The sequence below is a fragment of the Streptomyces sp. NPDC002867 genome (assembly GCF_053591895.1).
This window is the reverse complement of sequence record NZ_JBSFUR010000012.1, coordinates 133,736-156,435: the sequence shown is the minus strand read 5'-3', so window position 1 is coordinate 156,435 and position 22,700 is coordinate 133,736. Positions and strand designations below refer to the sequence as shown.

Annotated in this window: 18 protein-coding genes; 8 read left to right on the top strand and 10 right to left on the bottom strand. The window is 73.0% G+C overall.

The features are described 5' to 3' along the window. Positions 1-30 precede the first annotated feature (30 nt). The 3 genes from ACWD0A_RS14960 to ACWD0A_RS14950 all read right to left on the bottom strand — a co-directional run bounded on the left by ACWD0A_RS14960 (position 31) and on the right by ACWD0A_RS14950 (position 2,747). Entirely contained in the window at positions 31-423 is a 393-nt protein-coding gene (locus ACWD0A_RS14960) for a ribonuclease domain-containing protein (RefSeq protein WP_451298098.1), read from the bottom strand. A 415-nt stretch (positions 424-838) separates the two neighbouring features. Beyond that, the gene (locus tag ACWD0A_RS14955) at positions 839-2,455 is read right to left on the bottom strand and encodes a DEAD/DEAH box helicase (RefSeq protein WP_451298096.1); all 1,617 of its coding nucleotides are present in this window, start codon (positions 2,453-2,455) and stop codon (positions 839-841) included. A gap of 88 nt (positions 2,456-2,543) precedes the next feature. Continuing rightward, positions 2,544-2,747: a cold-shock protein gene (locus ACWD0A_RS14950; protein WP_020871138.1), complete on the bottom strand. Its 204-nt coding sequence runs from the start codon at positions 2,745-2,747 to the stop codon at positions 2,544-2,546. Between the two features lie 221 nt (positions 2,748-2,968). On the opposite strand from ACWD0A_RS14950, the gene ACWD0A_RS14945 reads away from it, so the two are divergent. Continuing rightward, entirely contained in the window at positions 2,969-3,805 is an 837-nt protein-coding gene (locus ACWD0A_RS14945) for an SCO6745 family protein (RefSeq protein WP_451298134.1), read from the top strand. Positions 3,806-3,839: 34 nt separating this feature from the next. On the opposite strand, the gene ACWD0A_RS14940 is transcribed toward ACWD0A_RS14945, so the two are convergent. The 7 genes from ACWD0A_RS14940 to ACWD0A_RS14910 form a co-directional block, all read right to left on the bottom strand. Continuing rightward, positions 3,840-4,454 (bottom strand): TetR/AcrR family transcriptional regulator, encoded by a 615-nt coding sequence (locus ACWD0A_RS14940; RefSeq protein ID WP_451298094.1) that lies wholly within the window; start codon positions 4,452-4,454, stop codon positions 3,840-3,842. Positions 4,455-4,644: 190 nt separating this feature from the next. Continuing rightward, positions 4,645-5,118, bottom strand: coding sequence for a pyridoxamine 5'-phosphate oxidase family protein (locus ACWD0A_RS14935; protein WP_451298092.1), 474 nt, complete (start codon positions 5,116-5,118; stop codon positions 4,645-4,647). Between the two features lie 122 nt (positions 5,119-5,240). Beyond that, entirely contained in the window at positions 5,241-5,822 is a 582-nt protein-coding gene (locus ACWD0A_RS14930) for a HutD/Ves family protein (protein WP_451298090.1), read from the bottom strand. Beyond that, complete coding sequence (locus tag ACWD0A_RS14925) at positions 5,819-6,562, bottom strand: vWA domain-containing protein (RefSeq protein ID WP_451298088.1); 744 nt, start codon at positions 6,560-6,562, stop codon at positions 5,819-5,821. Before ACWD0A_RS14925 ends, ACWD0A_RS14930 begins: the two co-directional genes overlap by 4 nt. 400 nt (positions 6,563-6,962) lie before the next feature. Beyond that, entirely contained in the window at positions 6,963-8,423 is a 1,461-nt protein-coding gene (locus ACWD0A_RS14920; RefSeq protein WP_451298086.1) for a glutamate synthase subunit beta, read from the bottom strand. Continuing rightward, entirely contained in the window at positions 8,416-12,975 is a 4,560-nt protein-coding gene (gltB, locus tag ACWD0A_RS14915) for a glutamate synthase large subunit (RefSeq protein ID WP_451298084.1), read from the bottom strand. Before gltB ends, ACWD0A_RS14920 begins: the two co-directional genes overlap by 8 nt. 418 nt (positions 12,976-13,393) lie before the next feature. Next, positions 13,394-14,122 (bottom strand): VIT1/CCC1 transporter family protein, encoded by a 729-nt coding sequence (locus tag ACWD0A_RS14910; RefSeq protein ID WP_451298082.1) that lies wholly within the window; start codon positions 14,120-14,122, stop codon positions 13,394-13,396. A gap of 219 nt (positions 14,123-14,341) precedes the next feature. Here ACWD0A_RS14910 and ACWD0A_RS14905 point away from each other — a divergent pair, with 219 nt between their 5' ends. The 7 genes from ACWD0A_RS14905 to ACWD0A_RS14875 all read left to right on the top strand — a co-directional run bounded on the left by ACWD0A_RS14905 (position 14,342) and on the right by ACWD0A_RS14875 (position 22,652). Beyond that, positions 14,342-15,394 carry an ADP-ribosylglycohydrolase family protein gene (locus tag ACWD0A_RS14905; protein WP_451298080.1) on the top strand — a complete coding sequence of 351 codons (1,053 nt, stop codon included), beginning with the start codon at positions 14,342-14,344 and terminating at the stop codon, positions 15,392-15,394. Between the two features lie 440 nt (positions 15,395-15,834). After that, positions 15,835-17,025, top strand: coding sequence for an ADP-ribosylglycohydrolase family protein (locus tag ACWD0A_RS14900; RefSeq protein WP_451298078.1), 1,191 nt, complete (start codon positions 15,835-15,837; stop codon positions 17,023-17,025). Between the two features lie 75 nt (positions 17,026-17,100). Further along, positions 17,101-18,324, top strand: coding sequence for an ADP-ribosylglycohydrolase family protein (locus ACWD0A_RS14895; protein ID WP_451298076.1), 1,224 nt, complete (start codon positions 17,101-17,103; stop codon positions 18,322-18,324). Continuing rightward, on the top strand, positions 18,321-19,757 hold the full coding sequence (locus tag ACWD0A_RS14890; RefSeq protein WP_451298074.1) for an ADP-ribosylglycohydrolase family protein: 1,437 nt from the start codon (positions 18,321-18,323) through the stop codon (positions 19,755-19,757). The genes ACWD0A_RS14895 and ACWD0A_RS14890 overlap by 4 nt, the downstream gene beginning before the upstream one ends. Next, positions 19,754-20,641, top strand: a complete 888-nt coding sequence (rbsK, locus tag ACWD0A_RS14885) for a ribokinase (RefSeq protein ID WP_451298072.1) — start codon at positions 19,754-19,756, stop codon at positions 20,639-20,641. Before ACWD0A_RS14890 ends, rbsK begins: the two co-directional genes overlap by 4 nt. Then, entirely contained in the window at positions 20,638-21,852 is a 1,215-nt protein-coding gene (locus ACWD0A_RS14880; RefSeq protein ID WP_451298070.1) for a CaiB/BaiF CoA transferase family protein, read from the top strand. Before rbsK ends, ACWD0A_RS14880 begins: the two co-directional genes overlap by 4 nt. Next, positions 21,849-22,652 (top strand): HpcH/HpaI aldolase/citrate lyase family protein, encoded by an 804-nt coding sequence (locus tag ACWD0A_RS14875; protein ID WP_451298068.1) that lies wholly within the window; start codon positions 21,849-21,851, stop codon positions 22,650-22,652. The genes ACWD0A_RS14880 and ACWD0A_RS14875 overlap by 4 nt, the downstream gene beginning before the upstream one ends. Positions 22,653-22,700 lie beyond the last annotated feature (48 nt).

Sequence of the window (22,700 nt, the reverse complement as noted above, 5' to 3'; positions counted from 1 at the left end):
GGATACCGGTGACGGGCTGCCGTTCAGCGGTCAGCAGCCGTGGTCGACGAGGTCGAAGGACTCGTAGTGGTCGGCGGTGTAGTAGTCCTCCTGTGCCGCCTCTCCGGTGACGATCCGCCGCGCGCCGCGTGTGGGGGAACCCGGCGTGACGACGGTGTACTCGTGGTAGTAGCCGGACGACTGCGACGGCAGGATGCTTTCGCGGTTCTGGAAGACGGTGCCGTCCTGCTCGTAGGGGAACGGCCCGCCCCGCTCGATCAGATCGAGCGTGTCGTGTGCCTGGGAGGGCAGGGCGGAGTAGCAGATCTCGCCGACCGCCGCGGGGGACGCGGGGGCGGCGGTGGCTTCCTGGCCGCCGAGGAGAAGGGTCGAGACGAGGGCGGCGACACCGCCGGCCGCGGCTATTCGTGGGGGGATTCGCATGGCAACCATTGATGCGCGTAGACCCGGCCCCGTCAACGACAACCAGGGTGAATTTCCCGGGAGTTAACCCGCTCCGGGCTACCCTCCCGCGAGCCTTCACGCGTCGTCCGCGGGGCGGCCGCGAACCCCGCACAGCATCACCGCGCCCCGTACACCGGCCCGGCTCGGCCCCTGCGCGAGGTGCTCCCTGCGCGCCTGCGCACCCGTTGGGGCTCCGCCCCGGACCTCGCGCCTCACACGCCGGCGGGGCCGGATGTTCCAGCCCGTCCGGGGTTCCCCTCAACGGCGGCCAGGCTGCAGGGAATTCGGGGACGCCGCACGAAGCGCGGTGCAGGAGCCGGGGCGGAGCCCCGGCTCGGGACGGGTCCCTCCCACGGCCGCCAGGCCGTAGGGGAGGGCGGTGGGAAACGGCCCGTCAGGCCCCCGCGCCGCCGCCCCCGCGACGCGCGCGGCCACGCCCGCGTCCCTCGCCCTGCGCACGCGCATGGCCACGGCCACCCGGCTCGCCCTGCGCACGCGCACGACCGCGGCCGCCCGTCTCGCCCTGCGCAGGTCCGCGGCCGCGGGCCCGCGTCGTCGGGGAGTCGTCGCGCGGCGCCCGCGGGGCGTCCGTGCGGTGGCGCGGCGTGGCGCGGCGTCGGCGGGACGCCGACGCCGGCTTCGCGGCCGGCGCGGGCGGCTGCGGGACCTCGATCGTGACCGGCACTCCCGACGGCTCCCGCGCCCCCGTGAGGCGCACCAGTTCCTCGTCGCTGGACTTGATCCTGGCCGTCCGCGGCTGTATGCCCGCGTCCGCCATCAGCCGCGTCATCTCGCGGCGCTGCTCGGGCAGCACCAGCGTCACGACACTGCCGGACTCACCCGCACGGGCGGTGCGACCGCCGCGGTGCAGATAGTCCTTGTGATCGACGGGCGGGTCCACGTTGACGACCAGGTCGAGGTCGTCGACGTGGATGCCCCGGGCCGCCACGTTCGTCGCGACCAGCGCGGTGACCTGACCGTTCTTGAACTGGTCCAGCGTGCGGTTGCGCTGCGGCTGCGAACGGCCGCCGTGCAGGGCCGCCGCGGGCACTCCGCTGGCCAGCAGCCGCTTGGCGAACCGGTCGGCGGTCCGCTTGGTGTCGACGAAGAGGATCACCCGGCCGTCGCGGGCCGCGATGCGTACGGCCACGGCCTTCTTGTCGGTCTCGTCGGCGACGTGCAGCACGTGGTGCTCCATCGTCGTCACCGCACCGGCGGACGGGTCGACGGAGTGCACGACGGGGTCGCTGAGATACAGCCGCACCAGCCGGTCGATGTTCTTGTCCAGCGTCGCGGAGAACAGCATCCGCTGGCCGTCCGGCTCGACCTGCTTCATCAGCGCCGTGACCTGCGGCATGAAGCCCATGTCGGCCATCTGGTCGGCCTCGTCGAGAACCGTGACGGACACCTGGTCGAGGCGGCAGTCGCCGCGTTCGACGAGGTCGATCAGCCGGCCGGGCGTCGCCACGAGCACCTCGGCGCCGCGCCGCAGCGATCCCGCCTGCTTGTTGATCGACATTCCGCCGACGACCGTGGCGAGCCGCAGCTGCACGGAGGTCGCGTACGGGGCGAGCGCGTCGGTGACCTGCTGCGCCAGTTCGCGCGTCGGCACGAGGACGAGCGCCAGCGGCGCCTTCGGTTCGGCGCGCCGGCCCGCGGTGCGGGCGAGCAGCGCGAGCCCGAAGGCGAGCGTCTTGCCCGAGCCGGTGCGGCCGCGGCCGAGGACGTCCCGTCCGGCCAGGGAGTTCGGCAGGGTCGCCGCCTGGATGGGGAAGGGAGCGGTGACGCCCTGTGCGTCCAGGGTCTTGAGCAGGGCGGCCGGCATGTCCAGCTCACCGAACGCCTGGACGGCAGGCAGCGCCGGGGTGACGGTTTCCGGCAGCGTGAATTCCTGCGGCGCGACCGGCCGGCGGGCGACGGACTTCGCGGCGCCCTTCGCCGGGGCCTTGGCACGCGAGGTGGCGCGGGTGCCTGCCGGTCGCTTGCGTACCGGACGTTCGGAGCGGTTCATGGGCAGTGCCTTCCTGGTCCCTGTGGACAGAACGAGCCGGGGCCCGCACCGTGCGGTGCGGGCCCCGGCCGAGGTGTACGTCCAGCGATCAGGCCGGGACGATGTTCTCCGCCTGCGGGCCCTTCTGGCCCTGCGTGACGTCGAAGGTGACCTTCTGGCCTTCCTGGAGCTCGCGGAAGCCCGAGGTGGCGATGTTCGAGTAGTGGGCGAAGACGTCGGCGCCGCCGCCGTCCTGCTCGATGAAGCCGAAGCCCTTTTCCGCGTTGAACCACTTCACGGTGCCAGTTGCCATGTCATTCTCCTAAAACGGGGCAAGCCGAGAATCCACACTGCGTGGACTCCCTGTCGCTGCATTGACCCCATCCGGAGAGTGCCGGAAACAAAACATGCGCCTGACGAAGCATTCCCGTCAGGCGCACACAAAGTTCATGGGTACCAAAACTGCAACGCCTTCACCGTAGCACGTATCGGCGGCGAAGGGCGGGATTCCTCGGGCAGAATGTCTCCATGGGCATGGACACGACGAAGAACTCCGCCCGTACGCTCTGGTCCCTGATCGAACCGGTCCACGCCGTCACCTACTTCGCGCCCGAGTCCCACGCCGCCTTCGAGGAGGCCGGGCTGCGCGGGTTCTGGCGCGGCTATTTCGCCGGGCGCGCCGCGCCGCTGGGGCCGGTCGGCCCGGGGCCGGTGGTGGCGGCGTTCTTCTCGTTCGCCCCCGCGATGGTGGCCCGCGCGCTGCCGTCCGTGTGGGACCTGGTCTCCCCCGCGGACGCGCTCGCCGTGCGCCGCTCGGGGGCGCGGGCGGCGCTGCGCCGCCTGCTCGCCGGCCTGGAGACGGAGACCGCCCGGGCCGCGGAGCTCCTGCCCCCGTACGCCCGGGACGTCCGCGTCGCGGGCCGTCCGCTGGCCGCGGCGAACGCCGGTCTGCCCTGGCCCGACGACCCGGTCGACCGGCTGTGGCACTGCGCCACGCTCCTGCGCGAGCACCGCGGGGACGGGCATGTGGCGGCGCTGGTGGCAGCGGGGCTCGACGGCTGCGAGATCCTGGCGCTGCGGGCGGGTATCGACCTGCCGCGCTCCGAACTCCAGCCGCACCGCGGGTGGTCGGACGCGCAGTGGTCGGCGGCCTGCCAACGCCTGGCCGACCGCGGGCTGTTGGGACCGGACGGTACGGCGACGGACGCCGGCCGCGAGGTCCACCGCACGGTGGAGACGGCGACGGACGCTGCGGCGGTGGGGGCGGGGGCGGCCGATGAGCTGCTGAAGACGCTGACGCCGCTGTCGCGGGCGTGCGCGGGTGCGCTGCGCTTCCCGAACCCGATGGGCCTGCCGGCGGCCGGGACCTAGCCGAAGGCTCCGCCCCCCGGCCCCCGCGCTTCCGTCAGGTGCGCACGGCGATACCGTCCAGCACCATCGACAGGTACTGGCGGGCGATCTCCTCGGGGCTGTGCAGTCCTCCCGGCCGGTACCAGGACGCGGCGACCCACACGGTGTCGCGCACGAAGCGGTAGGTGAGCCGGACGTCGAGGTCGGCGCGGAAGACGCGCTCGGCGACCCCGCGCTCCAGCGTCCCGAGCCAGGCCTTCTCGAACTTGGCCTGGGATTCGGTGAGATAGCCGAAGCGCGGCTGCGCGGCCAGGTGCCGGGACTCCTTCTGGTAGATGGCGACGGCCGCCCGGTGCCGGTCGATCTCGCGGAACGATTCCGTGACGAGCGCCTCGATGGTCTCGCGCGGTCCGAGGCCGGCGGCGAGCACGGCGTCGTATCCGGCCCACAGCTCGTCGAGGAAGGTGGAGAGGATCTCGTCGAGCATCGACTCCTTGGAATCGAAGTGGTAGTAGAGGCTGCCGGCGAGCATGCCGGCCTCGTCGGCGATGCGGCGGACGGTGGTCGCGTTGTAGCCGTGTGCGGCGAACACCTCGGCCGCCGTGGCGAGGAGTTCGGCGCGCCGCTCGGGCGGGGCCGGGTTCACCTGGTTCTTCTTCGTCGGGGGCACGCGTCCATTGTCGTCCCGCCCGTCCGTCCGTTGCGCATGCCGGCGGCTGACGGAGACGACCTGGCCGGTCGGGTACGCCCGACGAGCCGGACCTGCGACGCGTGGGGCAGCGCGCCGGTGTGCCGGGCGCGGGTGCTGTCCGGCCGAGACGCCGGTCAGCGACGCCGCATCGTCCGGAACTCCGCGCCGGTCAGCGACGCCGCATCGTCCTGACCCTCGCGCCCGGCCGCCAGGTCCGCACGACGAGTTCGTCGCCCTCGACACAGGTGCGCACCACCTCGCCGAGCTCGGCCCGGAAGAGGTGGAAGGGCTCGGGAGGCTTGGTCTCGGCGGCGAAGCGCGCCACCTGCTCGGGGTCGGTCACCTCGACCGCCCGCCCGGAGACGCGCACGTCACCGCCGTCCATGGAGTCGTCGGCCCCCGGATTGGCGTGCAGGGCGAAGCGCGGATCGCGCTGGAGATCCTGCGCCTTGCGGGAGTAGGGCATCATGCCGAGCCACAGCTCACCGAAGCGGAAGTCCACCTCCAGGCCGGTCAAGCGGGGCGATCCGTCCTTGCGCAGGGTGGCGAGCACATGGTGCCTGTAGCGCTCGAAGCGGTGCTGGACGGTCTCGGCGAAGGCGGGCTCGGCGGTCCGGAAGGCGGACCAGGGGGCGAAGGTCATGACCTCATCCCATCAGGGAAACCGGACATCTTCTGTCGGGTTTTGGCTGCATCATCCGTACGGAGCCCCTTCGGCCCGGCGGCCCGGGACGCCGGACGGGCAGCGGTCCCCCCGGTGGGGGCTCAGGCGGCCGGGACGCGGATCGTGACCACCGCCGCGTCGCCGTCCGTCCGCAGGACGCCCGAACGGCCGTCCACCACGGCCGCGTCGTACCGTTCGAGCGTGACGCGCCCGGCTGCGGGGCGCCCGGCCTCCAGCACCGTCGTCCCCCGCAGGGCCACGACCACGACGACCGAGCCGTCCGGGACGACGAGGGGCAGGCTGCCGCGCACGACCGCGGTGACGAGCTCGGCGCGGTTGCGGCGGTGCATGACGTTGAAGTTGACCACCGGGCCGCCGAGGAGCCGGCCTTCGGTGGCGCGGTCGCCGGGGAAGTCCCGGGGCACGAACCGCTCGTCGACGAGCAGCCTCTCGCCACCGACGGTGAGGTCCATGCCCGGGCCCTCCACCACGGTGAGGGTGCGGTCCACCCCGGGGAACGCGGAGAAGGGGCCGTCCGCCGCGACGTCGGCGAGGCTGATCCGCCAGTCGAAGGCGTCCATCGGCGCGCCCTCGGGCGAGGCGGCGATCTCCCTGGTCACGCCGCCGCCGTTCTTCCACGGCACGGCGGTGCGGCCCGCGGCACGCAGGACCCGTACGGTCACCGGACGATGCCCTGGGCGCGGGCGGCGGCGAGCCACTGCGGGAACTCCCCGACCAGCCGGTCGTACAGCTCGGCGTCCGGCACCTGGCGCGGGTCGGATCCGGCGTGGAAGAAACCGGCGTTGTCGACGGGACGCCTGGCGGGGACGGCGAGTTCGTCGAGCCTGCGCAGGAAGTCGAACTGCGAACTGCGCTTGTTGCCGAAGCCGATGAACTGCCAGAACAGGGGCAGCCGTGCCGCCTTGCACAGGTGGCGCTCGGCGGCGAGCTTGTTGATCGGGCCGCCGTCGGTCTGGAAGACGACCAGCGCCGGGGCGGTGGACCCGCTGTCGATGTAGTGGTCGATCACGGCGTCCATGGCCAGGTGGTAGCTGGTCCTGCCCATGTGGCCGAGGCCGGCGACGATCTCGTCGACCCGGCCGTGGTGGCGGTCGAGGGCGATGTCGGTGACGGCGTCGACGTCCGTGGAGAAGAACACGACGGGGACGCGGCCGTCGTCGTCGAGGTTGGCGGAGAGCCCGAGGACCCGGTCGGCGAGCGCCTGGACGCTGCCGTCCTCGTAGTACTCCTTCATGGAGCCGGAGTAGTCGAGGACGAGATAGACGGCGGCGCGCTGCCCGTGCAGCCCGTGCTTGTGGAGACTGACGCCGGCGGACTTGTAGAGGCTCACGAGCGCGGGAGCCCGCTCCTCGACCTTGCGGAGGCTGATGGCCGGGCCCGGGGTGGTGCCGGCGAGGGCCATGCGGCGCTCCGTTCGTCGTGCCGTGCGAGTGCGCAGGTGCGCGGGGAGATCGTGCCGAGGGTACCTTCCCGGGGTCCGCGCCCCCATCCCTTGTCGTCGAACAAGGTTGAGGGATCAGGGTGATGCGCATGACCGAGCCACGCCGTTCTTCCCGTCCTGTACTCGCCCTCCGCGTCGTCCTGCTCGGCTCTCTCGTCCCGCGCGCACAGCCCGCCGAGACCGGGGCCCGGGCCGAGCCCGGCTGGTGGGGCGCGCGCGGGCAGCGCCCCCGACGCAGGGGGCCCGGGGCAACTGCCCCGGGCCCGGACGCACCGCGGCGCCTGCCCGTCCGGTCGGGGACAGGGGCAGGCGCCGCGATCAGTTCCGCACGCCGTTGTACGGGACGATCAGGGGATCCGCGTCAGACCGTCAGCGCTCGGTCCGTCGGGCGGATCGGGGCGGGCAGCTCGCTCGCCCCCGTCAGGTAGCGGTCCACTCCGCGTGCCGCCGAGCGGCCCTCGGCGATCGCCCAGACGATCAGCGACTGGCCGCGGCCCGCGTCGCCCGCCACGAACACACCGTCGACGTTCGTCGCGAAGTCGGCGTCGCGCGCGATGTTGCCGCGCTCGTCGAGCTCCAGGCCGAACTGCTCGACCAGACCGTTGGCCCGGTCCGTGCCGGTGAAGCCCATGGCGAGGGTGACCAGCTGCGCGGGGATCTTCCGCTCCGTCCCCGGCTTCTGCTCCAGCTTGCCGTCGACGAACTCGACCTCGACGAGGTGGAGGAACTGGACGTTGCCGTCCTCGTCGCCCTCGAAGTGGGTGGTCGAGACGGAGTAGACCCGCTCGCCGCCCTCCTCGTGCGCCGAGGTGACCTTGTAGAGCATGGGGAAGGTCGGCCACGGCTGCCCCGCGGACCGCTCCTCGCCCGGCTTCGGCATGATCTCCAGCTGCGTGACGGACGCCGCGCCCTGCCGGTGGGCCGTGCCGACGCAGTCCGCGCCGGTGTCGCCGCCGCCGATGACGACGACGTGCTTGCCCTCGGCGGTGATCGGAGGAGCGACGAAGTCGCCCTCCTGCACCTTGTTGGCGAGCGGCAGGTACTCCATCGCGAAGTGGATGCCCTTGAGCTCCCGGCCCGGAACGGGCAGGTCGCGCGAGACGGTCGCACCGGCCGCGATGACGACTGCGTCGTACCGCCGCCGCAGCTTCGCGGCGTCGATGTCACGGCCGATCTCGACCTCGGTGCGGAACTTGGTGCCCTCCGCGCGCATCTGCTCGATGCGCCGGTTGATGTGCACCTTCTCCATCTTGAACTCGGGGATGCCGTACCGCAGCAGGCCGCCGATGCGGTCGGCGCGCTCGTACACGGCGACCGTGTGGCCCGCCCGGGTCAGCTGCTGGGCGGCGGCCAGGCCCGCCGGGCCCGAGCCGATGACCGCAACGGTCTTGCCGGACAGGCGCTCCGGCGGCTGCGGGGTCACGTCACCGGAGTCCCACGCCTTGTCGATGATGGAGACCTCGACGTTCTTGATGGTGACGGCGGGCTGGTTGATGCCCAGCACGCACGCCGCCTCGCAGGGAGCGGGGCACAGACGACCGGTGAACTCCGGGAAGTTGTTGGTCGCGTGCAGCCGCTCGGACGCGGCGGACCAGTCCTCGCGGTAGGCGTAGTCGTTCCACTCGGGGATGAGGTTCCCGAGCGGACAGCCGTTGTGGCAGAACGGGATGCCGCAGTCCATGCAGCGGCCGGCCTGCTTGCTGATGATCGGCAGCAGGGAGCCGGGGACGTAGACCTCGTTCCAGTCCTTGACGCGCTCCTCGACCGGACGGGTCTTGGCGACCTCGCGCCCGGTGGTCAGGAAGCCCTTGGGGTCAGCCATTGGTCGCCGCCTCCATCATCTTCTCGGTGGTCTCCTGCTCGGAGAGACCGGCGAGCTCAGCGGCGTCCTTGGCGGCGAGCACTGCCTTGTACGTGGTCGGGATGATCTTGCTGAACCGGTCCGCGTTCGCGGTCCAGTCGGCGAGAAGCTTCTCGGCGACGGTCGAGCCCGTCTCCTCGTGGTGGCGGCGCACGACGTCGTGCAGCCACTGCTTGTCGGCGTCGGACAGGGCCTCGATCGCCTCCAGGTTCCCGGAGTTGACGTTGTCCCGGTCGAGGTCGATCACGTACGCGATGCCGCCGGACATACCGGCCGCGAAGTTGCGGCCCGTCTCACCGAGCACCACCGCGTGGCCGCCGGTCATGTACTCGCAGCCGTGGTCGCCCACGCCCTCGGAGACGACGGTCGCGCCCGAGTTGCGGACGCAGAACCGCTCGCCGGTGCGGCCGCGCAGGAACAGCTCGCCGCTGGTCGCGCCGTACGCGATGGTGTTGCCGGCGATGGTCGAGTACTCGGCGAGATGGTCGGCGCCGCGGTCCGGGCGGACGACGATCCGGCCGCCGGACAGGCCCTTGCCGACGTAGTCGTTGGCGTCGCCCTCCAGGCGCAGCGTGATGCCGCGCGGCACGAAGGCGCCGAAGGACTGGCCCGCGGAGCCCGTGAACGTGATGTCGACGGTGTCGTCGGGCAGACCAGCGCCGCCGAACCTCTTCGTCACCTCGTGGCCGAGCATGGTGCCGACGGTGCGGTTGATGTTGCGGATCGCGACCTGCGCGCGCACCGGCTGGGCGTCCTCGGCGCTCGCCGCGTTCAGCGCGTCGGCGGCCAGCTCGATGAGCTCGTTGTCCAGGGCCTTCTCCAGGCCGTGGTCCTGCTCGATCAGCTGGTGGCGCACGGCGCCCTCGGGCAGCTCGGGCACGTGGAAGAGCGGGGCGAGGTCGAGGCCCTGCGCCTTCCAGTGGTTCACGGCGCGCGTGGTGTCGAGCAGTTCGGCGTGGCCGACGGCCTCCTCGACGCTGCGGAAGCCCAGCTCGGCGAGGATCTCGCGGACCTCTTCGGCGATGAACTGGAAGAAGTTCACGACGAACTCGGCCTTGCCGGAGAACCGCTCGCGCAGCACCGGGTTCTGCGTGGCGATGCCGACCGGGCAGGTGTCCAGGTGGCACACGCGCATCATGACGCAGCCGGAGACGACGAGGGGCGCGGTCGCGAAACCGAACTCCTCGGCGCCGAGCAGCGCGGCGATGACGACGTCGCGGCCGGTCTTCAGCTGGCCGTCGGTCTGCACGACGATCCGGTCGCGCAGGCCGTTGAGCAGCAGCGTCTGCTGGGTCTCGGCGAGGCCGAGCTCCCAGGGGCCGCCCGCGTGCTTCAGCGAGGTGAGCGGGGAAGCGCCCGTACCGCCGTCGTGGCCGGAGATGAGGACGACGTCCGCGTGCGCCTTGGAGACACCCGCGGCGACCGTGCCGACACCGACCTCGGAGACCAGCTTCACGTGGATGCGCGCGGCCGGGTTGGCGTTCTTGAGGTCGTGGATCAGCTGGGCCAGATCCTCGATGGAGTAGATGTCGTGGTGCGGCGGCGGCGAGATCAGACCGACGCCCGGGGTGGAGTGCCGGGTCTTGGCGACCCACGGGTAGACCTTGTGGCCGGGCAGCTGGCCGCCCTCGCCGGGCTTGGCGCCCTGGGCCATCTTGATCTGGATGTCGTCCGCGTTGACCAGGTACTCGCTGGTGACACCGAAGCGGCCGGAGGCGACCTGCTTGATGGACGAGCGGCGCTCGGGGTCGTACAGGCGCTCCGGGTCCTCGCCGCCCTCACCGGTGTTGGACTTGCCGCCCAGCTGGTTCATGGCGATGGCGAGGGTCTCGTGCGCCTCCTTGGAGATGGAGCCGTACGACATGGCGCCGGTGGAGAAGCGCTTGACGATCTCGCTGACCGGCTCGACCTCGTCGACGGAGATCGGCTCGCGGTCGCTCTTGAAGCCGAACAGGCCGCGCAGCGTCATGAGCCGCTCGGACTGCTCGTTCACGCGGTCCGTGTACTTCTTGAAGATGTCGTACCGCTTGTTGCGCGTGGCGTGCTGCAGGCGGAAGACCGTCTCGGGGTCGAACAGGTGCGGCTCGCCCTCGCGGCGCCACTGGTACTCGCCGCCGATCTCCAGCGCGCGGTGCGCGGAGGGGACGCCGGAGGCCGGGTACGCCTTGGCGTGGCGGGCGGCGACCTCCTTGGCGACGACGTCGAGACCGGCGCCGCCGATCTTGGTGGCGGTGCCGTTGAAGTACTTCTCGACGAACGCCTCGTCCAGGCCGACGGCCTCGAAGACCTGCGCGCCGCGGTAGGAGGCGACCGTGGAGATGCCCATCTTGGACATGACCTTGAGGACGCCCTTGCCGAGGGCGTAGATCAGGTTGCGGATGGCCTTCTCGGGCTCGATGCCCTCGATGAACGTACCGGCGCGCAGCAGGTCCTCGACGGACTCCATGGCCAGGTACGGGTTGACCGCGGCGGCGCCGTAGCCGATGAGCAGCGCGACGTGGTGCACCTCGCGGACGTCACCGGCCTCGACCAGCAGGCCCACCTGGGTGCGCTGCTTGGTGCGGATGAGGTGGTGGTGCACGGCGGAGGTGAGCAGCAGCGACGGGATCGGCGCGTGCTCGGCGTCCGAGTGCCGGTCGGAGAGCACGATCAGGCGCGCGCCGTTCTCGATGGCGGCGTCAGCCTCGGCGCAGATCTCCTCGATCCGGGCGGCCAGCGCGTCGCCGCCGCCGGAGACCCGGTAGAGGCCGGCGAGCGTGGCGGCAGTCATGCCCGGCATGTCGCCGTCGGCGTTGATGTGGATGAGCTTGGCCAGCTCGTCGTTGTCGATCACCGGGAAGGGCAGGGTGACGCTGCGACAGGACGCGGCGGTCGGCTCCAGCAGGTTGCCCTGGGGGCCGAGCGAGGAGTACAGCGAGGTGACAAGCTCCTCGCGGATGGCGTCCAGCGGCGGGTTGGTGACCTGCGCGAACAGCTGGGTGAAGTAGTCGAACAGCAGCCGCGGGCGCTCGGAGAGGGCCGCGATCGGCGAGTCGGTGCCCATGGAGCCGATCGGCTCGGCGCCGGAGCGGGCCATCGGGGCGAGAAGGACGCGCAGCTCCTCCTCGGTGTAGCCGAAGGTCTGCTGGCGGCGGGTGACCGAGGCATGGGTGTGGACGATGTGCTCGCGCTCGGGGAGGTCCTCGAGCTCGATCTCGCCGGCCTCGAGCCACTCGGCGTAGGGGGCCTGGGCGGCGAGGGCGGACTTGATCTCGTCGTCCTCGATGATGCGGTGCTCGGCGGTGTCGACGAGGAACATCTTGCCGGGCTGCAGGCGGCCCTTGCGGACGACCTTCGCGGGGTCGATGTCCAGCACGCCCACCTCGGACGACAGGACCACGAGACCGTCGTCGGTGACCCAGTAGCGGCCGGGGCGCAGACCGTTGCGGTCCAGCACGGCGCCCACCTGCGTGCCGTCGGTGAAGGTGACACAGGCCGGGCCGTCCCAGGGCTCCATCATCGTGGAGTGGTACTGGTAGAAGGCGCGCCGGGCCGGGTCCATGGAGTCGTGGTTCTCCCACGCCTCGGGGACCATCATCAGCACGGAGTGCGGCAGCGAGCGCCCGCCGAGGTGGAGCAGCTCCAGGACCTCGTCGAACGAGGCGGAGTCGGAGGCGTCGGGGGTGCAGACCGGGAAGATCCGGTCCAGGGCGCCGTCGCCGAACAGTCCGGTCGCGAGCTGGGACTCACGGGCGCGCATCCAGTTGCGGTTGCCCTTGACCGTGTTGATCTCGCCGTTGTGCGCGACGAAGCGGTACGGGTGGGCCAGCGGCCAGCTCGGGAAGGTGTTCGTGGAGAACCGGGAGTGGACGAGCGCGACGGCGGTGGCGCAGCGCCGGTCGGACAGGTCCGGGAAGAAGGGCTCCAGCTGGCCGGTGGTCAGCATGCCCTTGTAGACGATCGTGCGGGCGGAGAGGGAGGGGAAGTACACCCCGGCCTCGCGCTCCGAGCGCTTGCGCAGGACGAAGGCCTTGCGGTCCAGCGCGATGCCGCTGCTGGCGCCGTCGGCGACGAAGAGCTGGCGGAAGGCGGGCATGGTGGCGCGGGCGCCGTTGCCGAGGAGGTCGGGCGTGACGGGGACCTCACGCCAGCCGAGGACGTTCAGGCCCTCTTCGGCGGCGATCGTCTCGATCCGCGAGACGGCCTGTGCGGAGCCGTCGGCGGGAAGGAAGGCGATGCCGACGGCGTAGGAGCCGGCCTCGGGGAGGTCGAATCCGGCGACCTCGCGCAGGAAGGCGTCCGGTACCTGCATCAGGATGCCGGCGCCGTCGCCGGAGTCCGGCTCGGATCCGGTGGCGCCGCGGTGCTCGAGGTTCCGCAGTACGGTCAGCGCCTGCTCGACCAGCTCATGGCTGGCTACACCGGTGAGGGTGGCCACGAACCCGACACCGCAGGCGTCGTGTTCGTTACGGGGGTCGTACATCCCCTGGGGGGCGGGGCGACCGTCCATGGGCGACCAGGCGTCGGAACGCATCGGCTCTCCCGTCGTCGTCGTGGCATGTGCAGTGCCGAGGGACGACGTTGGCCCTCCGCGAAATTTCGTGCAGGTTACATGATGGAGTGCTTCTCGGAAAGCGGATAACTCATTCCAGCATGCGGACACCGCGCCAAGCGGTGAAGGGTGGGTCACAGCCGAAGGACCGGACAGATCGGGATTCGGAGGACCATCGCAGGAGCGGGCTTCGTTGCCCGCAGCGCCTACGGCTCATGCCCCGCGATTACGGCATTGAAACCGCCGGGTAACGGCTACTTATGTAGCCCTGTGCATAGTGTCTCATCCCGAGCACTGTTCGAGGAGAGGACGTATGTCACAGGGTCCGTGACGGAGCCCGAAAATGCCACCGCACCGGCCCTTGACTTGGGCCGGTGCGGATGATTCCGCATGGTCGGGGTCAGACCGCGCCGCCGATGAGCATGCCCAGACCGTACGTGACGGCCGCCGCGGCCCCGCCCAGCGCGAGCTGGCGCAGCCCGCTGTACCACCAGCTGCGGGCGGTGACCCGGGCGACCAGCGCGCCGCAGGCGAAGAGCCCGACGAGGGCGACCAGCACGGCCGGCCACAGGGCGCTCGCACCGAGCAGATACGGCAGGACCGGCAGCAGCGCACCGAGCGCGAACGACCCGAAGGACGAGACGGCGGCGACGGTGGGCGAGGGTAGGTCGTCGGGGTCGATGCCCAGCTCCTCGCGGGCGTGTATCTCCAGCGCCTGGTCGGGGTCCCGGGAGAGCTGCATCGCCACCTCGCGGGCGAGCGCGGGCTCGACGCCGCGGGCGACGTAGAGCGCGGCGAGCTCCTCCATCTCGTCGACCGGGTGCTTGTGCAACTCCCGCCGCTCGACATCGAGTTCGGCCTGGACCAGCTCCCTCTGCGAGGCGACGGAGGTGTACTCGCCCGCGGCCATCGAGAACGCTCCCGCCGCGAGTCCGGCCAGTCCCGTGATGACGATGGTCTGCTGCGAGACCGCTCCGCCCGCGACGCCGGTCATCAGGGCGAGGTTGGACACGAGCCCGTCCATCGCGCCGAACACCGCCGGGCGCAGCCAGCCGCCGTTCACGTCACGGTGCGTGTGGTTGTCGCGGTGCGCCTCGTGAAGCGTGGCCTCGGTTTCGATGATGGACACAGCTCTCCCCTCTCCGGCAGCGGACCCGACGGGCCCGCGCCCCCTCAACACCCACGAAAATACGCAGGATGTAAGGGGCGCGCCAGCAAGGCAGGCTTTACTTACCCGGACCGGGAGGATGCGGCAAGCCGGGTGACAGAAACGTTTCTCTGGCTGTTTCGCGGGCGGGGCGTGGCAGACATCCGGGAACAGGCTCGCGCGCGCGAAAGGGCCCCTTCCATGGAGTTGCTGACCGAGTCGTATACGGCCGCCCCGGTGGTCACGGGCGAGGCGGCCGCCGCCGCGCCTCCCGCCGCGGACCTGCACGACCGCGCGCGCGGCGCGCTGCTCGGCCTCGCGGTCGGCGACGCGCTCGGCGCGCCCGCCGAGAACCTGCGGCCCTCCGAGATCCGCCGCCGCTGGGGCCGGATCGAGGGCTTCGTCAGCGACGACCCCGCGGGCACGGACGACACCGAGTACGCGATCTTCTCGGGCCTGCTGCTCGCCCGGCACGGCTCGGAGCTGACCGTCGCGCACGTCGAGTCGGCCTGGCACGAGTGGATCGCGGACCTGGACGAGGGCCCCTTCCGCGGGGCCGGCTTCAGCGAGCGGGGCACGCTGGAGAACCTGCGCCGCGGCCTCGCCGCCCCGATCTCGGCGCAGCACCGGCACGCGTGGAGCGACGGCCTGGCGATGCGGGCGGCGCCGTTCGGCGTCTTCGCGGCCGGGCAGCCCGAGGAGGCGGCCCGGCTCGTGACGATCGACGGCAGTGTCAGCCACGACGGCGAGGGCATCTACGGAGGCCGGGCGGTCGCGGCCGGGGTCGCGGCGGCGATGGGCGGGGCGGGCCCGGCCGGCGTGATCGGGGCGGCGCTGTCGGTGGTCCCCATGGACTCGTGGACGGCCCGCTCGATGCGCCGCGCGGTCGTGGCGGCGGGCCGCGCCTACCCGGACGTGCTGTCCATGGAACGGGCGATCCGCTCGACGGTGGTGATCGGCGGCTACCCCTGGACCGACCTGGCCCCCGAGGCGGTGGGCCTGGCCTTCGGCGCGTTCACGGCGGCGCGCGGGGACTTCCGCCGCTCGGTGCTCACGGCGGTGAACATGGGCCGCGACGCGGACACGACGGCGGCGGTGGCGGGCGCGCTGGCGGGAGCGGTGTCCGGGGCGGGGGCGATCCCGGACACATGGTCGTCGGCGATCGGCCCGGTCCGCGGCACCTGCCTCCCGTCCATGCGCGGCCACCACGTCCTGGACGTGGCGACGCTCCTGACCCCGCCCCCGGCCCGATGACGCCCCGGTCCGACAGCCCCCGCGGCGCGCAACGGGCCCGGGCTCCCGGGGACGGTCCGGGCGAGGACGGGCCGCCGGCGCGGAACCCCCGGGGCCCCGGGAACCATCCCGTCACGGACGCGGCACCAGCGGCAGACGCCCCGCGCGAGCCACAAGAGGCCGCAGGCCGTCTCGTTGCGGACGCGGCGCCAGCGGCGGGCGCGAAGCCCCCGGCGCGCGGGGGCCGGCGCGCGGAGGCGTCCGAAGGCACGCCGTCGGCGAAACACGCCAGGCGCCCGGGGCCCCGAGGCCGGGTCGGCGCGGACGCACCGTCGGCGGCGCACACCGCCCACGCCCCCCGTGGGCCCGGCGGCCCCCTCGACACGCACGCACCCGAAGACCCGCTGCCGGCAGCGCACGCGGCGTACTCCCCGGGGCCCGCGGGCCGGCTCGGTGCGGGCATGGCGGGGAGGCAACGGGGGCCCGGGGGCCCGACCCCGGTTTCGGGAAGGGGCGGGGTGGGGGAAGGCCACGCGACGCCGCCCGCCACCCGCACCTCCCCGCGCCCCGTCGAAGGGCTGCTCCTCGGGCTCGCCGCCGGTGACGCCGCCGGCTGGCCCGCCGCCCGGCACCGCGCCGGCCGCATGCCCGAGTGGACCCGCCGGCTCACCCGCGAGCTCGACACCTTCGCCGAGCACAACGCCACCACCACCCTCCCCGTCCCCATCGCCCTCAACCAGCCCCCCGAGCCCCTGCGGCTCGGCCCCTCCGACGACGCCGAATGGGCCGCCTTCGCCGCCGGGACCGTGCTCACCTCCTGTGGGGACCACTTCCGCGGGCTCGCCCCCGGCCGCCGCCTGCGCGCCGCCGTGGACCTGGCCTGGAACTCCCTCGCCAGCCAGGTCGCCGCGGCCGCCGACCGCGCCGCCGAGGTCGAGTCCGCCGTACTCCCCCTGCGCGCCCGCATCTCCGTACGCGCCGGGCTGGGCAACCTCGCGACCGGACTGCGCCCGCCCGCCACCGGTCACGACAACCCGCACTACTTCGACGACGCTGCCTGCGTACGGGCCGCCGTACTCGCCGTCGTGCACCCCGGCGACCCCGCCGCGGCCGCCGAACTCGCCGAGTTCGACGCCCGCTACACCCAGGACGGCGACGGCGTGCACGGCGCCCGCGCCATGGCCGCCGCCGTCGCCGCGGCGCTCGGCGGCGCGTCCGTCGACGCCACGGTCGGGGCCGCCCTCGCCCAGCTCCCGGAGTCCACCGAGATCGGCCGCAACGCGCGCCACGCGGTCGAACTCGCCCGCGAGGCCGGCGGCGCGTTCGAGCTCGTGCCCCTGTTGGAGCATCAGATCGTCGACCACGTCTACAGCTACGGCATCGCCGCGGCCGAGACCGTCCCCGTCGCGCTCGCCGTCACCACCGCCGCCCGCGGCCGGGTCGCCGAGGCCGTGCCCGCCGCGGCCTGCCTCTCCCGCGTGGCCGACTCCGCCCCCGCGCTGGCCGGCGCGCTGACCGGCGTGCTCGGCGGTGGCGACTGCGTACCCGGCACGTGGCGCGACACCTGCCGCACCCTGGCGGGCTGCGCCCTGCCCCACCTCGCCGGCACCGACCTCGTCGAACTCGCCGGTCTGCTCGACGACGCGCTGTAGGGCAGCCGAGGGGCCACGGCCGAATCCGGGCGCGCGGTGCTCCGCCAACCGTCGCACCAGGGGGACAATCCGGGCATGACGACAGCGACGGCGAACACGGCGACCCCGACGAGCGGGACGAGCGCGACCCCGGCAGAGCGGACGACTCCCCCGCCCCCCTCACTCGACGACCGGTTCGCGGGCAGCCTCGTCGGCGCCGCCGTCGGCGACGCGCTCGGCGGCCCCGTCGAGGGTTACAGCCCCGAGCAGATCGTCGAACGGCACGGCGGCCGCATCGAGGGCATCGTCGGGCCCTGGAACGGCGACGAGTGGCGCACCGCTCGCCCTCTCGCCCCATACCACAAGGGCAACGGCCACATCACCGACGACACGTTGATGACCCACGCCCTGGTGCGCGTCTACGCCACCGTCCGCGACCACCTGGACGCCTACGCCGTCGCCGACCACCTCGTCCCGGACCTGATCTCCAACACCCGCTGGATTCCCGAACTCGAAGCCGAGACCCTCCCCCTGCACCGGGTCTTCCTCGCCGAGAAGTGGATCGTCCACCGCCTGCACTACGGGCACAACGACCCGCGCGAGGCGGGCGTCGGCAACATCGTCAACTGCGGTGCCGCGATGTACATGGCCCCCGTCGGCCTCGTCAACGCGGCCGATCCGACGGCGGCTTACCACGAGGCCCTCGACATCGCCGGCGCGCACCAGTCCTCGTACGGCCGCGAGGCGGCGGGCGTCTTCGCGGCGGCGGTCGCCGCGGCCTGCCTGCCGGAGGCGACCCCCGCCACCGTGGTCGACGCGGCGCTCGCCCTCGCCAAGGACGGCACCCAGGCCGCCATCGAGGCCGTCGCCGAAACCGCCGCCGGGCACTCGGACTTCGAGTCGGCGCTCGGCCCCCTGCGGGCCGCGGTGGCACCGTTCGACACCGTCGGCCCCGACTACCGCTCCCCCTCCCTGGGGGCCCGCAGGCCGTCCCGTCTGCACGCGGTCGAGGAGCTGCCGATCGCCCTCGGCATGCTGCTGGTCTGCGACGGCGACTTCCGCCGTACGGTCCTGTCCTGCGTCAACTACGGCCGGGACTGCGACTCCATCGCGACGATGGCGGGCGCGATCGCGGGCGCGCTGCACGGCGAGGCGGCGGTGCCGCGGGAGTGGGCGGAGCGGGTCGCCGAGGCCAGCCGCGTGGACCTGCACGCGCCCGCCGTGGAGCTGACGGCCGTGGCCCGCGAGATCCACCTCCGGGACCTGGCCCGCCGTCGTGCCCACGAGGCGGCGTTCGCCGAGCTGACGGACGCGCGATGACCGGTCTGCTGCGTCTGTCCTGGGTGCAGCCCGAGGACCTCGTCGGGCACGAGCTGCGGCAGGCGGAACAGGACGGCCGCGACGCGACGGCCGTCCGCGCCCGCTGGCTGGCCGCCGGCGGCATGCTCGCCCCGCCCCGCGCGGGCGCCTCCCCGATCCCGCGCCCGGAACTGAGGACGCTCGCGGAAGCGCTGCTCGACGAACTGGCCATACTTCCCTCGCCGTTGGCGGACGACGAGCCGACGGACTGGCCGTCGATCGTCGCGGCCTGCCCGGACTGGCCCGCACCCCATCCGGCAGACACCGCACCCCGTCCGGCGGGCCCTCCGGCCCGCGACGCCGACGGGCGTCCGTCCGCCGGGGCAGCGCGCCCGGCCGTGAACGAGCACGCCCTGCACGCCGCCTGGCTCGGCCGGGCCGTCGGATGCCTGCTGGGAAAGCCCGTCGAGAAGCTGCCCCTCCACGCCATCCGCGACATCGGCCGCGCCACCGGCAACTGGCCGCTCACCACGTGGTTCACCGCCAGGGGCCTGCCCGCCGAACTCGCCGCCGCCCACCCGTGGAACCGGCGCAGCGCCGCCACCTCACTCGCCGAGAACATCGACGGCATGCCCGAGGACGACGACCTGAACCACCCCCTCCTCGCGCTGGTGCTCCTCAGGCGCCACGGCCGTGCGTTCACCACGGCGCAGCTCGGCGCCCTGTGGCTGGACGAGCTGCCCGCCGGACGGACCTTCACCGCCGAACGCGTCGCCTACCGCAACCTCCTCTCCGGCATCGAGCCGCCGCTCACCGCCGCCTTCCGCAACCCCTTCCGCGAATGGATCGGCGCCGCGATCCGGGCCGACGCGCACGGCTGGACCAACCCCGGCGATCCCGCAGCCGCGGCCGAGCAGGCGTACCGCGACGCCGTCCTCACCCACACCGCGAACGGCGTGTACAGCGCGATGTGCACCGCCGCCGCCATCGCCGCGGCAGCCGGCGGCACCGCCGACGTGCACGAGGCGATCGCCGCCGGCCTGACCGTCGTCCCGCCCCGCTCCCGGCTCGCCCGCGCGGTGCGGTTCGGCGTCCGGGCGGCCCGTGCGGAAGCCGACTTCGACCGTGCCGTCGACCTCGTCCACGCGGCCTACGGCTCGTACCACTGGGTGCACGCCCTGCCCAACGCCGCTCTGCTCGCCGCAGCCCTCACCCACGCCGGCGGCGACTTCACCGGCTCCATCTGCCGTGCCGTCTCGGGCGGGCTCGACACCGACTCGAACGGTGCGACGGCCGGCTCGCTCACCGGGCTGCTCGCCGGTCACCCCGACCGGCTGCCGGACCGCTGGACGGCCCCGCTGAAGAACCGGCTGTCCACGTCCGTCGCCGGATTCGACGGCACCGGATTCGACACCCTCGCCCGTCTCACGCTGAAGGAGGCACTCCGCCCATGACCGGCATCGTGGTGCTCGGCAGCACCAACATGGACCTCGTCGCCTACGTCGCGCAGGCCCCGAAGCGGGGAGAGACCTTCACGGGACGGGAGTTCCGTACGATCCCCGGCGGCAAGGGAGCGAACCAGGCCGTGGCCGCCGCCCGCGCGGGCGGCGACGTCACCATGATCGGCGCCGTGGGCTCCGACGAGTTCGGCGACGTGCTCCGTCACACCCTCGACGCGTCCGGCGTCGACATCGACCTCCTGCGCACCGCCGAGGGCCCCTCCGGCACCGCGCACATCGTCGTCGACGACGACGGCGGGAACTCCATCGTCGTCATCCCCGGCGCAAACGGCACCGTGACCGGCCTCACCCCCGGCGACGAAGCCCTCATCGCCACCGCCGGCATCCTCCTCCTGCAACTCGAACTTCCGCTCAGCGCCGTGCTCGACGGCGCCGAGGCCGCTCACCGGCATGCCGTACGCACCGTGCTCACCCCTTCTCCCGTACAGCCGCTGCCGCCCGAACTCCTCGCCGTCACCGATCTGCTGGTCCCCAACGAACACGAGGCGGCCGCGCTCACCGGAGTCGCGGACCCGCACGGGGCCGCCGACGCCCTGCTGCGGCAGGTCCCCGAGGTCGTCATCACCCTCGGCTCGGCGGGCTGCCTGTACGCCGCCCGCGACGCCGAACCCGTCACCGTCCCCGCACCGCAGGTCACCGCCGTGGACACCACCGCGGCGGGCGACACCTTCGTCGGTGCCCTCGCCGTCGCCCTCGGGGAAGGCAAACCGGTCCCCGAGGCTTTGGCGTGGGCCTCCACCGCCGCCGCCCTGTCCGTCCAACGCCCAGGAGCGTCCACCTCCATGCCGTACCGTCCCGAGATCGACGCAGCCTCATGACCCCGCCCTCCACACCGGACACCCCGCCCGCTCCCCTGGCCGGCCTCCGCGTCCTCGACCTGGCCACCCTCTTCGCCGGTCCGCTGTGCGCCACGCTGCTCGGCGACTTCGGCGCCGAGGTCATCAAGGTCGAGCACCCCACCCGCCCCGATCCGTCCCGTGGCCACGGTCCCGCCAAGGACGGCGTCGGGCTGTGGTGGAAGGTCCTCGGCCGCAACAAGCGCAACGTCACCCTGGACCTGTCCACCGCCGGCGGCCGGGCGACGCTGCTGCGGCTCGCGAGGACCGCCGACGTGGTCGTCGAGAACTTCCGCCCGGGCACCCTGGAGAAGTGGGGCCTCGGCTGGGAGGAACTGAACGAGGCCAACCCCCGTCTCGTCCTGACACGGGTGACGGGCTTCGGCCAGTTCGGGCCGTACTCCCGCCGGCCCGGCTTCGGGACGCTCGCGGAGGCGATGAGCGGATTCGCCGCCGCCACGGGCGAGCCCGACGGCCCGCCCACCCTGCCGCCCTTCGGCCTCGCCGACTCCGTCGCCGCGCTCGCCACCGCCTACGCCGTCATGACCGCGCTCGCCGCCCGCACCACCACCGGCCGTGGCCAGGTCGTCGACATGGCGATCATCGAGCCGATCCTCGCCGTGCTCGGGCCACAGCTGCTCTGGTACGACCAGCTCGGCTACGTCCAGCCGCGCACCGGCAACCGCTCCCGCAACAACGCCCCCCGCAACATCTACCGCACGGCCGACGGCAGTTGGCTCGCCGTCTCCACCTCCGCCCAGTCCGTCGCCGAACGGGTCATGCACCTGGTCGGCCGTCCCGAGCTGGTCGACGAACCCTGGTTCACCACGGGCAGCGGCCGCGCCGAGCACGCCGATCTGCTCGACGCCGCAGTCGGCGGATGGATCGCCCGGCACACCCGCGCCGACGCCGTGGCCGCCTTCGAGAAGGCCGAGGCGGCGATCGCCCCGGTCTACGACATCCGCGACATCGTCTCCGACCCCCAGTACCAGGCGCTCGGGACGATCACCGAGGTCCCGGACCCGGAGCTCGGCCCGCTGCGTATGCAGAACGTCCTCTTCCGGCTCTCCGACACCCCCGGCGCCATCCGCTGGGCCGGCCGGCCGCACGGCGCCGACACCGAGGAGGTCCTCGCCGAACTGGGCCTCACCCCGGCCGACATCACCGCACTCCGCACCGAAGGAGCGCTATGACCTTCCCCCTGACCTGGCTCTATGCTCCCGGTGACCGCCCCGACGTCGTCCACAAGGCCATCGCCTCCGGCGCCGACGTCGTCATCGTCGACCTCGAGGACGCGGTGGCCCAGGGCCGCAAGGACTACGCCCTCGCCGCCACGGCCGAACTGCTCGCCTCCCACCTGCCCCTGCCGGTCCATGTCCGCATCAACTCCCCCCTGGACGTCGAGACCCTCGCGGGGCTGCCGGGTCTGACAGCTCTGCGTGTTCCCAAGGTCGCATACGCCACTGACATCCAGCAGATCGCGGCCGCGGCACCGGGCGTCCCCCTGTACGCGCTGCTGGAGTCGGCGCTCGCCGTCGAGCACGCGTACGCCATCGCCACGGCCCACGACGCGGTTCGGGGCATCGCACTCGGCGAGTCCGATCTCCGCGCCGACCTCGGCGTACGCGGTGACACCGGCCTGGACTGGCCGCGCACCCGCACGGTGGTCGCGGCCCGCGCGGCCGGGCTCACGCCGCCGACGCAGTCCGTGTTCCCGGACATCGTCGACCTCGACGCGCTGCACGCCTCGTGCGCACACGGCCGTTCCCTCGGCTTCCTGGGCCGCGCGGCCATCCATCCCCGTCAGCTGCCGGTCATCGAGCGCGCGTACCGGCCGACCCCGCAGGAGATCGAGGCAGCCGAGCAGATCGTGAAGGCGGCCGCGTCGGACGCGGGCGCGATGGCCCTGCCGGACGGGCGGTTCGTCGACGCGGCGGTCGTGGCGGCGGCGCAGCGGACGCTGGACCTCGCGGCACGGGACTGGGATCCCTGACGGGCCCAGCGGGCCCGACGCCGGGAAACGCGAAGACCGCCGGAGGCA

Coding starts and splice junctions, on each gene's coding strand:
- ACWD0A_RS14875 (WP_451298068.1), top strand. CDS start 21,849: ATGACCTTCCCCCTGACCTGGCTCTATGCTCCCGGTGACCGCCCCGAC.
- ACWD0A_RS14925 (WP_451298088.1), bottom strand. CDS start 6,562: ATGGCCCTCGCCGGCACCACCCCGGGCCCGGCCATCAGCCTCCGCAAG.
- ACWD0A_RS14905 (WP_451298080.1), top strand. CDS start 14,342: ATGGAGTTGCTGACCGAGTCGTATACGGCCGCCCCGGTGGTCACGGGC.
- gltB (WP_451298084.1), bottom strand. CDS start 12,975: ATGCGTTCCGACGCCTGGTCGCCCATGGACGGTCGCCCCGCCCCCCAG.
- ACWD0A_RS14900 (WP_451298078.1), top strand. CDS start 15,835: ATGGCGGGGAGGCAACGGGGGCCCGGGGGCCCGACCCCGGTTTCGGGA.
- rbsK (WP_451298072.1), top strand. CDS start 19,754: ATGACCGGCATCGTGGTGCTCGGCAGCACCAACATGGACCTCGTCGCC.
- ACWD0A_RS14945 (WP_451298134.1), top strand. CDS start 2,969: ATGGACACGACGAAGAACTCCGCCCGTACGCTCTGGTCCCTGATCGAA.
- ACWD0A_RS14950 (WP_020871138.1), bottom strand. CDS start 2,747: ATGGCAACTGGCACCGTGAAGTGGTTCAACGCGGAAAAGGGCTTCGGC.
- ACWD0A_RS14895 (WP_451298076.1), top strand. CDS start 17,101: ATGACGACAGCGACGGCGAACACGGCGACCCCGACGAGCGGGACGAGC.
- ACWD0A_RS14880 (WP_451298070.1), top strand. CDS start 20,638: ATGACCCCGCCCTCCACACCGGACACCCCGCCCGCTCCCCTGGCCGGC.
- ACWD0A_RS14955 (WP_451298096.1), bottom strand. CDS start 2,455: ATGAACCGCTCCGAACGTCCGGTACGCAAGCGACCGGCAGGCACCCGC.
- ACWD0A_RS14890 (WP_451298074.1), top strand. CDS start 18,321: ATGACCGGTCTGCTGCGTCTGTCCTGGGTGCAGCCCGAGGACCTCGTC.
- ACWD0A_RS14960 (WP_451298098.1), bottom strand. CDS start 423: ATGCGAATCCCCCCACGAATAGCCGCGGCCGGCGGTGTCGCCGCCCTC.
- ACWD0A_RS14920 (WP_451298086.1), bottom strand. CDS start 8,423: ATGGCTGACCCCAAGGGCTTCCTGACCACCGGGCGCGAGGTCGCCAAG.
- ACWD0A_RS14935 (WP_451298092.1), bottom strand. CDS start 5,118: ATGACCTTCGCCCCCTGGTCCGCCTTCCGGACCGCCGAGCCCGCCTTC.